We start from the raw sequence: 14,515 nt of genomic DNA, 5'->3' as shown, positions 1-14,515 counted from the left end.
TGGCCACCGTGCAAATAGATTTCGGCATCGGCGTGTTTGTTCGAAATAACCGCTTTGATTAATCCACCCTCACCTGATTGAAAGGATAATTGCGAACCTAACCCATATTGCGTATTTAATTGTTCTATCACTCAACCTCTTGAGCCCATATTAATCAGGGTTCCAGCCATTATTGGCGAATCATGATTTACTACTGGAACGACGACGACGGCGGCGCTGCTTTTGTTTGCGAATTTTATCTATCGCGTGTTGTTGTGGCGATTCAGCCCCCTTACATAGCAATTCAATACGATCACAAAGTTCGCGCCGTGCAAAAAAGCGATTAGCACTTTGTGTACGTGAACGCTGGCACTTTATTGCAATGCCGGTGGGTTTGTGTAGAAGATAGACGCAAGAGGCAGTTTTATTGATTTTTTGACCGCCACTGCCAGAGCCTTTAATAAAGCGTTCGCTGAGCTGGTTTTCATTTATTTCTAGCTCAGCCATACGCTGAGTGAGCGCATTGAGTTTGGTGACACTGATGGTGGTCATCGATGTATTTTAGCATTACTCTATTACTAATAGATCAATAGCTTACTACCAAGGTCTGTTCACTTCATCTTCCATTTCGTCCAGGCTTAAATGACGCACGTCTTTGCCCTTAACAACATAAACAACGTGCTCACAAATATTCGCAGCGTGATCACCAATACGTTCTAGTGAGCGCGTTATCCACATCAGCTCGACCGAACGGCGGACTTTCTTTGGGCTGTCTTCCATATCATTGATCAGTGATCGTAATAACTCGCCATAGCTGTCATCGATATTTTTATCCTGGCGCGCCACTTCAACCGCAGACTCTGCATCCATACGCGCAAAGGCATCCAGGGCTTGATTCAACATACCTTGTACGCGCTCAACCAATACTTTGAGCTGGTTATAATAAGGTCGTGATTCTTTTACTTTCGAGTCATCCGTCTTACGCGCAATCATTTTGGCTTCATCACCAATACGCTCCAGATCAGAAATCGCTTTACCGACAGCAATCACCAGCCTGAGGTCACGCGCAGTAGGTTGGCGTCGGGCTAAAATCTGGCTACAGCATTCATCAATCTCTATTTCGAGTTGATTGATTTTTTCATCACGTCGCACCAACTTTTCAGGGGACTCATTACCTTCGAGCAAGGGGACGATTGCCATTTGCAATAACTCTTCGACCATACCACCCATCACAAGAACGCGATTACGGATATTTTCCAGCTCATTATCGAACTGATGCGAGATATGCCGACCCAGTCTATAACTATCCACTCTGTTAATAACTCCTAATCATCGTATGACCTATTCTCCATCCTATCACTGTATTGATGTAGCTAACCAAAACGTCCGGTGATGTAGTCTTCTGTCAATGGGTGGACAGGATTAGTAAAAATGCTTGCAGTTTTACCCACTTCAATCAAATCACCCATATGAAAATAAGCTGTACGCTGTGAAACGCGCGCGGCCTGTTGCATAGAGTGTGTCACAATCGCAATGCTGTATTGCTGGCGTAACTCATCAATCAAGTCTTCAATTTTAGCTGTGGCAATGGGGTCCAGTGCTGAACAAGGTTCATCCATCAAAATAACCTCGGGGCTCACTGCTATGGTGCGGGCGATACATAAGCGCTGTTGCTGGCCGCCGGATAAACCCGTACCCGGCTTATCAAGACGGTCTTTCACTTCGCTCCATAAACCGGCTTTTTGCAAAGAGGTTTCAACAATTTCGTTAAGCTCAGCCTTGTTTTGAGCCAAGCCATGAATGCGCGGCCCCCAGGCAACGTTCTCATAGATTGATTTTGGAAAGGGGTTTGGTTTTTGAAAGACCATGCCTACTTGTGAGCGCAGTGGTACTACATCGATATTTTTATCGTAGATATCTTGACCATCAAGTTTTATTTCGCCCGTGACACGACAGGTCTCAATGGTGTCATTCATACGGTTCAGGCAACGTAAAAATGTTGATTTACCACAACCGGATGGGCCGATCATCGCCACCACTTCGTTACGAGCAATATCAAGATTAACAGCATGAATGGCGCGTTTGTCGCCATAGTGAACCGTCACATCACGACAAGTAATACGTGGATCAGCAACGGTATAGTCGCCGACAGTTTCGCGATGCTCGCGAGAAATTTTTCTGTAGCCTGTCGCTGCCACAGCATTTTCGTTTGCTGTTGAATTGTCGTTAGATGTAATATCGTTCACCAACATGGTTTGCACCCTCATTCAGGAGTCTCTGAATAGCCATTAGCCTACCAACGACGCTCCAGTTTTTTACGTACAACAACTGCTACCGCATTCATTGCAATAAGAAACACTAATAACACCATGATGGCGCCTGATGTCTTTTCAACAAAGGCGCGCTCTGGGCTATCTGCCCACAAAAATATCTGCACAGGCAATACGGTAGAGGGATCCACCACCCCTGTTGGCACATCAACAATAAAGGCCACCATGCCTATCATTAACAAAGGCGCTGTTTCGCCCAAGGCTTGCGCCATCCCTATTATAGTCCCTGTCAGCATTCCGGGTAACGCTAAAGGCAACACATGGTGGCGAATCATTTGTACTTTAGACGCGCCGATAGCCAGTGCAGCCTGGCGTATGGCATTAGGTACACTTTTTAATGCGGCACGGCTGGAAATAATAATCGTTGGCAGCGTCATAAGTGTTAGCACAAGCCCACCTACCAATGGCGCTGAGCGAGGGAACTGAAACCAGTTAATAAACAAAGCCAATCCTAACAAACCAAAGACAATTGAGGGCACTGCGGCCAGATTATTGATATTAACCTCAATGATATCTGTCCACTTGTTTTTGGGTGCAAACTCCTCCAAATAAATTGCTGTCGCTATCGCAATAGGGAAGGCCAGCGCTAAAGTCACTAATAATGTCAAAAATGACCCTGACAAAGCGGCCAAAATACCGGCCAATTCTGCATCGCGTGAATCACCATTACTAAAAAAATTAAAATTAAAACGCGTTTTCAGTAACCCTTTGTCTTCTAGGACATCGACCCAGGCTATTTGTTGGTTTGAAAGACGACGATCACTTTCTGGTAGATCACGATCGATATAACCCTTTCTAAGCATGTCAATTTCATCATCAACTGGCACCCAAATTCGCATCTTTGTGCCAACTAAATCTGGATTATTCTTAACCAGGTCTGACATCTGATAAGAAGCACCCGTACTGATCAATTTATAGAGCTTACGCTTGTCTTGACGCTGAGTAACCTCGGGAAAGAGATCTTGCAAGGTCACTTTTATTAGTGTCGCATAGTTAGCAGAGGCCAAGCTCTTTCTATCGCGGCGGTCGTCAATATCCATCTTGTCGGCATCAAAGCTAATATCCAAGACAACAAAGGTCTGTACAAAAGCCGTGTGCCCCTTATAAATAATATTGCTAAACATAAACAATAAAAACAACATGGCCGCCGCAATAGCTAGCTTGCCGTAAAGCTGAAAACGTTTTTCTGCCGCATTGCGCCGACGCATGCTGGCATTCACTATATCGATAGTGCGCAAGCGTTGAGCTGTGGTTTTACGACTCATACTTAGAGAACTGTCTCTTCACTATATTTTCGCACAACATAAAGTGCGATAACATTCAAAATGAGCGTCGTCACAAACAATAACAAGCCGAGCGCAAATGCTGCTAACGTCTTAGCACTATCAAACTCTTGATCGCCGGTTAACAAGGTGACAATTTGCACGGTGACTGTCGTTACTGCATCCAGGGGGTTCAATGTCAAGTTAGCGGCAAGGCCTGCCGCCATCACAACAATCATCGTTTCACCAATGGCGCGTGAAACGCCCAATAAAATACCGCCGATCACCCCCGGCAACGCTGCCGGAAAAACAACTTTAAGTATGGCCTCGGATTTCGTCGCCCCCAAGGCATAAGCACCATCACGCATAGACTGTGGCACAGCATTAATTACGTCATCAGACAGGGATGAAATAAAGGGAATAATCATAACGCCCATCACCAAGCCTGCGGCCAGCGCACTCTCAGATGCCACATCAAGACCTAAACCACCACCAAATTCTCGTATCAGCGGCGCCACTGTCAACGCAGCAAAAAAACCATAGACCACTGTAGGGATGCCCGCCAAGATCTCAAGCAATGGTTTAACAATTAGACGTACCTTAGGTGTCGCATATTCGGATAAATAAATGGCCGACATCAAACCAATCGGGATGGCGACGACCATGGCAATAAAAGAAATCAGTAGCGTACCGACGAATAGAGGAATGGCGCCGAAGCTCCCCGATGAAGCAACTTGATCAGCGCGTAAAGCGGTTTGTGGACTCCACTGGGTACCAAACATAAAATCGGAAAACGGCACTTCACCAAAAAAACGTACTGATTCAAACAGCACCGATAAAATAATACCCATGGTGGTTAAAATAGCGATACTGGAACTGGCAATCAAAAAGCCAACAATAACCTTTTCCACCCAATTACGCGTACGTGCCTCTTGTTTCACCGAGCGCCAGGCAATAAACAAGCCGGACAAAGACAGTGCGACAACAACCCAGGTCAACCAGTTCGCACTCTTGTCTTGCAATGCTGCATAATAATCGGCTGTCTGTTGTAGTAACGGACTAATATCGCCAATCGCAATACCGTTATCTACTAAGTTTTTAACCTTACTAATAAACAGATTAATTTCACCCTGAGCCTGGCTGCTTACCTCAACGGGCAAGGAGCCCAATACCATATTAGTGATAACGGTATTTTCTAAAAACTGCCACAGGGAAAAAATAAAAAAAGCAGGAATGAACGCTGCCAAAGCAACGAAGGAACCGTGATAGATCGGTAAAGAATGAAGCTGTTTTACCTTGCCGCCAACGACTGAAAACGAACGGCGCATGCCCATCTGATAAGCAATAAATGCCATCACAATGAGTACCAATAATAGTGTTGTTGGCTGCATACTCTCCCCAAAAAAACGATCAACACGCTAGCGTGTTGCTAACTTGGTTTAACGTAAATTTTTACTACCCTTCACTCTACATCAATCTTTGATGGCAAACTGTTTAACTCGGCAACGTCGGCGCGAAACCTTTCGCGCTCGTCTTCAGGCATTGGTATTAAACCTCGGTCAGATAAATAACCTTCCTCACCCGTTGCTTTATTACTCATAAATTCTTCAGCGAACTCCTGCAGCCCAGGTATTACACCAACGTGTGCTTTTTTAACATACATATAGAGTGGACGCGAGACAAGATATGCCCCCGTAGCAATAGAATCGAAGTCTGGTGTCACGCCCTCTATTGCAGCACCCTGTACTTTGTCAGAGTTTTGCTCGAGGAAACTATAACCAAAGATACCAAACGCATCTGAGTTAGCGACCAATTTTTGCACAATCAAATTATCGTTCTCACCCGCTTCAACATAGGCGCCGTCCTCACGAATACCGTGACAAATTGCCTTATAACGATTTTTGTTGGTTTTCTTAATGGCTTTAATCCAGGTAAATTTCTTGCAGCCCCCCTCCATCGCCAACTCAACAAAGGCATCACGCGTACCCGAGGTCGGTGGCGGGCCTAGCACTTCAATTTTAATATCTGACAAATTGCTGTTCACTTCTTGCCAGGTCTTATAGGGGTTCTCAATTAAGGTTTCTGAACCATCGGGGTGAGGCACATTTTTAGCTAAAGCCAAAAAAATATCCCTTCGTGTGAATGAGGCCGCATCAGCTTGCTTAGAATTAGCAAAAGCAATACCGTCATAGCCTATTTTAACTTCAATGATACCTTTAACACCATTGCCGACACACTGATCAACCTCAGATTGCTTAATACGACGTGACGCATTGGTCACATCCGGGTATTCCAAACCCACACCTCGACAAAACAATTTAAGACCACCGCCGGAACCCGTAGACTCAACCTTGGGTGTCTTATAATCAGTCGTCTTACCGAAAAATTCCGCGACAACGGTTACGAAAGGATAGACTGTTGAAGAACCTACGATTTCGATATAATCACGTGACGCAGCATGAGTCACTATGCTGGTCGATGAAACAATAACTGTCATCATCAGCATAAAAGAAAGTTTGTTCATTAAAAGTCGCCTATTACTAATAGCAAGCTCTGCCTACAATCCTGATAATGTTTTCTGCTAATAAAGATACTGTGCCTGTAAAAAGAAAGTATTATTGTCATTGCCAACAACACCATCCTCATTATCTTCTATACGATAGCTTGCCTGAAACTTGACATCATGTTTTTTAATAAAGTAAGTCGCGCCAATTTGAGTTTGAGTAAATGTTTCTGCATAAGTCTCCGCATCTTGCGTAGCGAAAGACAATGCTATCTGAAATTTCTCTGGAACAAGCATGTAACCCACTTCAATTGCATAAACATCAAGCTCTACATCACCGTTCGCTGAAAAAATAGTAGGACCACTGATTTTAGCTAGATCGGCTGTAACCGCTTCCGCACTAAAACTATTATACTGCGCATCTAATGACCAACCATAGCCACGGTAGGCGCTACTTAACTCTATACCAGTAATATTTTCAATATCTGGGTCATCGGCATCAAGCCCACGTTGATCGCCATCGTTATCCCACTGATAAACAGCTAGAGCAAAACCCAGTTTTGACTGACCATCAAAATTATCATGCGTCTCTTTGAAGTAGCCCAAAGGGAAATATTGGATACGGCCTCCGACTAACAAGCCTTCACTATTGCCAGTATCAGAGTTAACTGCCGAGTCAAAATCAATTTGGTTATTGGCTGGATCAATTTCAGCAAATGCGACACCAACATCCCAAACAAATTTAGTTGTCTCTTTACGCGTACTCAACCAACCGATACCTGTCTGACGCCCTGGCACACCAGAGTTTGTATTGCCGACAAAAGTACGCTCTATCTGATGCGAATTGTTAGACGAAGTAAGGTCTGAACGACTAAATTGAACCACACGCGTATGCCCTAAACGCAACTTGCCACCATTGCTATGCTTATATTCAATGTAGCCGTCAACCAGCACGGCATTATTTATGCTGGCATTAGTCTCAAGGTCACTGCCCTCGCCAAAGTCCCACTCTATCTGCCCACCCCAGTTTTTATCTATGTAAGCATCAATCACTATACGCAAGCGACGAAAACCAATGTCTTCAGTGCTTTCGCCGTTGTCTGGATTTCTCTGTATATACTGAAAATGAGCTCGACCACCAATATCAACCTTTCTATCGCCCTCTGAGAAAACAGTCTGCTTTGAGTATGCAGGCATGGTTACCGCGCTTGCCATAGCAACAACCATTGGCAATAAACAAAGATTTTTTTTCATTATCCCCCCTCATCAAGTATACGAGAAGCTCAGCCAAACCATATTCAAAATTCCAATCTTGCGTAAGAATACATGGCAGTTATGACAAAAATATGACAACCGAAAATCACTGGGCATTTATGCCTCTGGTTCCTATGATCTCCGTGGGAGCCCATACCTAACTTTGTTCTCGCACCCCCAACCTCAGTGAAATACCTACGGTGCCGTATTCCGAGTCAGCATGAGTTTCCACGCTGAAGCGTGAAAACGAGAAACCAGTGTGGGGAAGTAAAATAGTGCATACCTATCATTAATAGATATAAAAATTTTACTAAAAAAGAAATTGGAACTGAGCTCGAATGACATCTTGATCGTTATTATCAATGCCATTGACATTTTCTCTTTCGGTATAGCTGAGTAAAAATTTAAGGGCATGTTGTTTAATAAAATAATTTACCCCGACTGAACTCTCCACCAATGTATCAGCATAATTTTCGGTGTCTTGCTGAGTATAAGAAAGGACAAGCTCAAGCGTGTCTGGCACCAGTATATATCCACCCTTAAGCGCAAAGATGTCTAGATCTGCATCACCATTAGCATCGAATACACTGCTATCACCATTTATACGTGCCTCTAAGCTCGGACTCTCTAATGATGCGGAAATACGGTTATATTGCGCATCGACAGAAAACCCCCGCGAACGTAAAGCTGCGCTTAATTCAAGACCTGTAATATCGTCTACGATCGCTGGTCCATTTTCTGTATCGCCCTCGTTGGACCAATTATACGCGGCGACAGCAAAGCCAAGCTTGGTCGGCCCGCGGTCAAAATCACCTTGTGCAGGTGGAAAATAGCCATTAGGAAAATACTGTAGTCGCCCGCCAAACAATAGTCCTTTAGGATCACCGCCAATACTGCCGTCATTGGTCGCTATAATGGTATTAATATCGATTTGGCTGTTATCTCGATCGACAGATGCAAGGGCAAGACCGGCATCCCAGCTAAATTTAGCCCTTGGACCAGACAGATAAATACCTACCTGACGAGCAGGCGTACCAGAGTTGCCGACACCAACCAAGGTGCGTTGCGGAGACTGCTGAGCAGTAATCGGCGCAAGCTGTTCTCTGGAAAAAGGAAATTTGGAATTACCTATACGAACATTTATTTCATTATCAAACGTGTGTTCAATAAAAAAATTCCTCAGCTCACGCGCTGAGTTTCCCTGCAAACTGCCACCTTGACCAAATTCGCCCTGTATATGAAAACGAGTACGTTTATCTAACGACCCGCGTAATGAGCCACGAAAAATTCGAAAGCCAATTTCATTAGAAAAATTGGCATTCATACCCGCATCAATATCACGGTATTGTATTTGCAAACTACTACCGAAACTTAGTTTACTATCGCCCTTCTCATATAAGGTAAGGCCAGCATAAGCAGGGAAAACAATGAGGACTAAAATCCATGTCACACATTGCGTTAAAGCAAATTTTCTTATATTCATGTTATTTCACTGCATCCAAGCATGTTAATTTAACACTTCAATATAACGGTATACATAATGAGAAGATTAAAAATGATTTTTTTATTGCAGATTACCGTAAAAAAATAAAATCAAACATTACTAAACAGTGATATGCCACTAATCAGTTAAATTCCTCACACGTATAGCGGGGAAGCTACAAGAAAAGCAACTCCCTACACCTGGCTCGCTTGCAATATGAAGTTCGCCATCATGGCTAACCATAACATGACGCACAATAGATAAACCCAAACCAGTGCCCCCTGAATCACGAGAGCGGCTAACATCTACTCGATAGAAACGCTCGCTTAAACGTGACAGATGTTTCTCGGCAATACCCGGACCGTTATCTTTCACCGAAAAAATTGCTTGGCCATCAACAAGCCCCCAACTAACAATAATTTTACCTCTGAATGACGTGTAATGAATGGCATTAAACACTAAATTTGACATGGCGCTAAGCACAGACTTTTCATCTGCTAACAAACCTAGGTCATGATCAATCTGTAGTACAAACTCGTGCTCATTATCACCAGAAAGCGTATATGCCTGCTGCATTAAACTTTCAATTAAAGATGACACATCAACCAGTTTTTCTTCTAAATGCGCATCATCCCGCTCCAGGTTGGCAAGCTCGAGTAAATCATTAACTAAACTATCCATGCGGGCGACCTGTTTCGCAACCTGTTTTAGTGGGCTTTTTAAATCCTTAGGAACACTTTCGTCTCCTTCTATTGTCTCCATATAACCACGCATAACGGTCAGTGGTGTACGCAACTCATGCGATGCATTAATCACGAAGTCGCTGCGTATTTTTTGCAATCTGTGCAACAAACTTGCGTCACGCACAATTAGCAATTGTTGTGCTTCACCAAAGGGTAAAACACGCATTTCTTGGTGGCGTGCAGGGCTCATGGGAGCATCAACTTGAATGGTGCGTGTGTGGTCGGCCGACAAGATGTAATCAGTAAAGACCGGTTGGCGTACAAGGTTATCAATGCGTTGATCAATATCTGTCGGATATTTTAAACCCAGGTATTCGCGCGCCGCATTATTAAACCAGGAGACCTTTCTCTGTTCATCCATCAACACCAGGCCGTCGGGAATATTAACCATAGAATCACGAAAGCTGGATACCATATCAGCTAAACGACGACGACGCTTCAAGCTACGACGTTGGCGTTGATAAACCAGGTCGCCAATATGTTCGGCAATGCCACTGACATTCGGCGGCGCCGCCATTGCACCTTTAGTCAGCCAACGTACAATTTTCTTGAGGTGGTAAAGCAACCGACCAATATAAATAAGACCACACAACAACAAACCCCATAAGGCGTGGCCAAAAATAGCGCCCACTATCAAGCCACCTAGCAACCACAGGCTAAGACGAAATAACTCACTGACCCAGCCTTCAGTCATGCCTTTTCTAAACTCACGAAGCGATAACCCACGCCATGCACGGTTTCAATCGACTTATCCAAGCCCGTGGGCTGTAAAATTTTTCGGACACGGCGAATATGTACATCAACGGTGCGCTCTTCAACGTAAGCATCACGACCCCAAACCCGGTCAAGTAATTGTTCGCGCGAAAAGGCGCGATCAGCATGAGTGAGGAAGAAGTGCAATAAACGAAACTCGGTTGGGCCTATCTTAAGGCTGTCGCCTTGATATGCCAGGCGATGTGCCTGCGGATCTAATACCAAACCATTGAGCTCAATAGACTCGGCATTACGGTGTGGAGATACTCTGCGTAATAATGCTTTGATACGCGCCATCAGCTCTTTCGGTGAGAATGGCTTGGTCATGTAATCATCCACTGCCGACTCCAGCGCGCTAACCTTGTCGCGCTCATCACTGCGCGCGGTCAACATAATAATGGGTATTGCTTTGCTATAGCGGTCTTGACGCAAGCGTTTGGCATACTGGTAACCACTTTCATCAGGCAACATCCAGTCAAGCAAAATCAAATCAGGCAGTGCCTGCTTAAGCAACTGATCGCTAACCACTGTATCTGCTGCCAGATCACAGTGATAGCCTGCTTTTCGCAAATGAAAACACACCATCTCAGCGATCGCCGGCTCATCCTCAACCAATAAGATTCGTGCAGACACTCTTCCTTCCTCAGTCAGACTTGTTACACAGCAACATTACACTAACGAGATTATGTTACAAAATGAAGGATAGTTTCAAAATTTTTTACAAAATACACAATAAATAATATATCGAGACCTTTACACAAGACACATGGCAAAAATGAGGGGCAATCATTTTGATTGAGACGGAAAATGCAGTCAATACACTCATCTTGGCAAATTTTTCACCAACAGTAAATACTACTGTGCGACGAAAATCAGGTCGATTTCAACCATTGTTACTTATCAAATGTCTCGTGCAAAGGCCTCATTTTAAACTTCACGTGTATGGCGAAACTCAACATCAGGGTAACGCTCTATCGCTAGATTCAAATTAACCATAGTCGGCGCAATATAGGTTAACTGCTGTGCACCATCGAGTGCCAGATAATCATTAGCACGACGCTGAAATTCTTCTAGTTTCTTAGCGTTATCACAATGCACCCAACGTGCTGTCGCTACGTTCACTGGCTCAAAGGTACATTCCACGTTGTATTCATTCTTAAGACGATAGGCCACCACTTCAAACTGCAAAATACCCACGGCACCTAATATTAAATCATTATTAGCAAAGGGTCGAAATAACTGGCTGGCACCTTCTTCGGCTAGCTGCTGTAAGCCTTTAAGTAAGGCTTTCATTCGCAAAGGGTCACGCAAACGCGCACGACGAAATAGCTCCGGCGCAAAGTTAGGAATACCCGTGTACTTAAGTATTTCACCCTCACTAAAAGTATCACCGATTTGAATCGTACCGTGATTAGGTAAACCGACAATATCGCCTGGAAATGCTTCTTCACCTTGAGCGCGATCGCCGGCCATAAAGGTCATCACATTCGAGATCTGTGTTTCACGACCCAATCTCGCGTTATAAACTTTTTTACCTTTCTTAAACTGACCCGAGCAGACGCGCATGAAAGCGACCCGATCTCGGTGCGCCGGATCCATATTGGCCTGAATTTTAAAAACAAAGCCAGAAAATTTATTTTCTCGTGGTTCCACATCACGTGACTCTGTCGCTCGTGGTTGCGGTGGCGGTGCATATTCGACAAAGGCATCTAACAATTCTTTGATACCATAAGTACTTAACGCAGAACCAAAAAATACCGGGCTAAGTTCTCCGCGAAGATAGGCGTCTAAATCAAAATCATGGCTAGCGCCTTTCACTAACTCAATTTCTTCGCGCAACTCATCGACTTCATCAGGAAACAACTTATCGAACTCAGGGTTATCTATGCCTTTTATAACGATAGGCTCGTCAAGCTTAGTTGCCGGGTCAGGCTTATAAATGGTGACGATATCATCGTGCAGATGATAAATACCTTTAAAACGCTTTCCCATGCCTAATGGCCAAGTCACAGGCGTACATTTAAGCTTCAACACGTCTTCAACTTCATCGAGCAAATCGATAGGCTCTTTACCCTCACGATCAAGTTTATTAATAAAGGTCAGTATCGGCGTGTCACGCAAGCGACAAACATCCATTAATTTAATGGTGCGTTCTTCAACCCCTTTGGCAACGTCAATCACCATCAAGGCTGAATCAACTGCGGTTAATGTACGATAAGTATCCTCTGAAAAATCGGCATGCCCTGGCGTATCAAGTAGATTAATAACGGCATCGTTATAATGAAACTGCATCACCGACGATGTCACCGAGATACCACGCTCTTTTTCTAGCGCCATCCAGTCAGACGTTGCATGACGCGCTGCCTTACGTGCCTTAACTGTTCCCGCAAGCTGAATGGCACCACCAAATAACAACAGTTTTTCGGTTAATGTCGTCTTACCGGCATCGGGGTGAGAAATAATAGCAAAGGTGCGTCGCCGCGCAATCTCGTCGTTGAGGTTCATAGTCTTATTACTTTAAAAAATGTCGGGCGTTACGAAAAATACGCAGCCATGGGCTGTCTTCTCGCCACTCGGCCGGATGCCAAGAAAACTGACTGCTACGAAAAACACGTTCCGGGTGCGGCATCATAATAGTAAAACGGCCATCTGCCGTGGTCAGGCCGGTGATGCCTAGCGGTGAACCATTTGGGTTGGCTGGATAAGTGATGGTAGGCTCACCTCGATTATCGACATAGCGCATGGACACTAATTGTTGTTGCAATGCCTTTTCTGCTCTGCTTGGTTTGCTCCACTCAACACGCCCTTCGCCATGCGAAACCACCACAGGTATTTTTGAACCGGCCATGCCGTCAAGCAATATCGATGGCGACTCAATCACTTCGACCATAACTAGCCGTGCTTCAAACTGCTCTGATTCGTTACGCTCAAAGCTTGGCCAGTGTTCAGCGCCGGGGATTAAATCTGACAGATGCGACATCATTTGACAGCCGTTACACACACCTAAAGCAAAGCTATCATCACGGTGAAAGAAAGACTCAAAGACATCACGTGCACGTGAGTTATACAGTATAGAGCTTGCCCAGCCACGACCTGCGCCTAAAACATCCCCATAGGAAAAACCACCACATACGGCAAGACCTTTAAAGTCATCCAGGGTAATACGGCCAGCAATGATGTCGCTCATATGCACATCAATTGCGGAAAAACCTGCCCGGTCAAAGGCAGCGGCCATTTCTATTTGGCCATTCACCCCTTGCTCACGCAATATCGCGATACGTGGTCGTGCGCTATTGATATAAGGAGCCCCTATATCTGAACAGGGATTATCATTAATATCAAAGGTTAATGATGCACTGAGACCAGGCTGCGAGGCATCAAGTAAATTATCATAAACTGCTTGCGCACTTGCCGGGTTATCGCGGCGCTTTTGCATTAACCATGAGGTTTCTGACCATGAGCGTTGCAATGCAATACGAGATTGATCGAGCACTACCTTACCAGCGAGTCGAATCAAGCATTGATCATTATCAACCACATCACCAAGAACATGACTACAGACTGCTAAACCACACTGGCCTAATGTTGCTAAGACACTCTCAACCTCAGCTCGACGAACCTGGATAACCGCGCCTAATTCTTCAGCAAACAGGGCACTTACCACATCCGTAGAAAAATCATCTAACGTTATATTGATACCGAGACGACCGGCAAACATCATTTCGACTAATGTTGTTAACAAGCCACCATCGGAACGGTCATGGTAGGCAAGCAACAGATCTTGCGCATTAAGCGATTGAATGGCTTTAAATAAACCTTTCAGGTCATTAACATTATCGAGATCTGGCGACTCATTACCGGTCTGGTTGTAAACCTGCGTCAAGGCAGAACCACCCAGCCGGTTTTTACCACGACCCAAGTCAATCAATATTAAACAGGTATTATCTTGGTCTCGCTTTAATTCGGGCGTGAGAACTTTGCGACAATCGCTGACCGTAGCAAAGGCAGTAACAACTAAAGATAGCGGTGAGCTCATCACTCTGTCTTGATAACCATCTTTACCTTCGTACTGCCAGATAGTTTTCATTGACAGTGAATCTTTGCCAACCGGTATTGCAATACCTAAAGCTGGACAGAGCTCCATGCCAATGGTTTTTACCGTATCAAATAAAGCCGCGTCTTCTTTATTGTCACCACAGGCGGCCATC

At 44.6% G+C, this 14,515-nt stretch carries 12 protein-coding genes; all 12 read right to left on the bottom strand.

Annotation, left to right across the window (positions count from 1 at the left end; all coding sequences use genetic code 11):
- Positions 1 to 180 precede the first annotated feature (180 nt).
- The gene (locus JKY90_09385; protein ID MBL4852468.1) at positions 181 to 531 is read right to left on the bottom strand and encodes a peptide chain release factor-like protein; all 351 of its coding nucleotides are present in this window, start codon (positions 529 to 531) and stop codon (positions 181 to 183) included.
- Between the two features lie 45 nt (positions 532 to 576).
- Entirely contained in the window at positions 577 to 1,290 is a 714-nt protein-coding gene (gene phoU / locus JKY90_09380; protein MBL4852467.1) for a phosphate signaling complex protein PhoU, read from the bottom strand.
- A 62-nt stretch (positions 1,291 to 1,352) separates the two neighbouring features.
- Entirely contained in the window at positions 1,353 to 2,231 is an 879-nt protein-coding gene (locus JKY90_09375; protein ID MBL4852466.1) for a phosphate ABC transporter ATP-binding protein, read from the bottom strand.
- 41 nt (positions 2,232 to 2,272) lie between these two features.
- Positions 2,273 to 3,574, bottom strand: a complete 1,302-nt coding sequence (gene pstA / locus JKY90_09370; protein MBL4852465.1) for a phosphate ABC transporter permease PstA — start codon at positions 3,572 to 3,574, stop codon at positions 2,273 to 2,275.
- A 2-nt stretch (positions 3,575 to 3,576) separates the two neighbouring features.
- The gene (pstC, locus tag JKY90_09365) at positions 3,577 to 4,962 is read right to left on the bottom strand and encodes a phosphate ABC transporter permease subunit PstC (GenBank protein MBL4852464.1); all 1,386 of its coding nucleotides are present in this window, start codon (positions 4,960 to 4,962) and stop codon (positions 3,577 to 3,579) included.
- Between the two features lie 71 nt (positions 4,963 to 5,033).
- Positions 5,034 to 6,071 (bottom strand): substrate-binding domain-containing protein, encoded by a 1,038-nt coding sequence (locus tag JKY90_09360; GenBank protein MBL4852463.1) that lies wholly within the window; start codon positions 6,069 to 6,071, stop codon positions 5,034 to 5,036.
- A gap of 81 nt (positions 6,072 to 6,152) precedes the next feature.
- Positions 6,153 to 7,328: a hypothetical protein gene (locus tag JKY90_09355; GenBank protein ID MBL4852462.1), complete on the bottom strand. Its 1,176-nt coding sequence runs from the start codon at positions 7,326 to 7,328 to the stop codon at positions 6,153 to 6,155.
- Positions 7,329 to 7,638: 310 nt separating this feature from the next.
- On the bottom strand, positions 7,639 to 8,811 hold the full coding sequence (locus JKY90_09350) for a hypothetical protein (GenBank protein MBL4852461.1): 1,173 nt from the start codon (positions 8,809 to 8,811) through the stop codon (positions 7,639 to 7,641).
- Positions 8,812 to 8,949: 138 nt separating this feature from the next.
- Positions 8,950 to 10,248: a phosphate regulon sensor histidine kinase PhoR gene (gene phoR, locus JKY90_09345; GenBank protein ID MBL4852460.1), complete on the bottom strand. Its 1,299-nt coding sequence runs from the start codon at positions 10,246 to 10,248 to the stop codon at positions 8,950 to 8,952.
- A complete protein-coding gene (phoB, locus tag JKY90_09340) occupies positions 10,245 to 10,940 on the bottom strand; it encodes a phosphate regulon transcriptional regulator PhoB (protein ID MBL4852459.1) in 696 nt (231 codons plus the stop codon). The genes phoR and phoB overlap by 4 nt, the downstream gene beginning before the upstream one ends.
- A 294-nt stretch (positions 10,941 to 11,234) precedes the next feature.
- Positions 11,235 to 12,812, bottom strand: coding sequence for a peptide chain release factor 3 (locus JKY90_09335; GenBank protein ID MBL4852458.1), 1,578 nt, complete (start codon positions 12,810 to 12,812; stop codon positions 11,235 to 11,237).
- A 7-nt stretch (positions 12,813 to 12,819) separates the two neighbouring features.
- Positions 12,820 to 14,515, bottom strand: a 1,696-nt coding sequence (gene purL / locus JKY90_09330; GenBank protein MBL4852457.1) for a phosphoribosylformylglycinamidine synthase, incomplete at its 5' end; no start/stop codon positions are given.

The sequence above is a fragment of the Gammaproteobacteria bacterium genome (genome assembly GCA_016765075.1).
In the GTDB taxonomy this organism is placed as follows: Bacteria; Pseudomonadota; Gammaproteobacteria.
The sequence above is the reverse complement of the archived record's forward strand: the minus strand, read 5'-3'. Positions and strand labels throughout refer to the sequence as shown.

Bases quoted from the DNA above. Each gene is read 5' to 3' on its own strand.
- JKY90_09385 (MBL4852468.1), bottom strand. From the start codon at position 531: ATGACCACCATCAGTGTCACCAAACTCAATGCGCTCACTCAGCGTATG.
- JKY90_09375 (MBL4852466.1), bottom strand. From the start codon at position 2,231: ATGTTGGTGAACGATATTACATCTAACGACAATTCAACAGCAAACGAA.
- pstA (MBL4852465.1), bottom strand. From the start codon at position 3,574: ATGAGTCGTAAAACCACAGCTCAACGCTTGCGCACTATCGATATAGTG.
- pstC (MBL4852464.1), bottom strand. From the start codon at position 4,962: ATGCAGCCAACAACACTATTATTGGTACTCATTGTGATGGCATTTATT.
- JKY90_09360 (MBL4852463.1), bottom strand. From the start codon at position 6,071: ATGATGACAGTTATTGTTTCATCGACCAGCATAGTGACTCATGCTGCG.
- JKY90_09355 (MBL4852462.1), bottom strand. From the start codon at position 7,328: ATGAAAAAAAATCTTTGTTTATTGCCAATGGTTGTTGCTATGGCAAGC.
- JKY90_09350 (MBL4852461.1), bottom strand. From the start codon at position 8,811: ATGAATATAAGAAAATTTGCTTTAACGCAATGTGTGACATGGATTTTA.
- phoR (MBL4852460.1), bottom strand. From the start codon at position 10,248: ATGACTGAAGGCTGGGTCAGTGAGTTATTTCGTCTTAGCCTGTGGTTG.
- JKY90_09335 (MBL4852458.1), bottom strand. From the start codon at position 12,812: ATGAACCTCAACGACGAGATTGCGCGGCGACGCACCTTTGCTATTATT.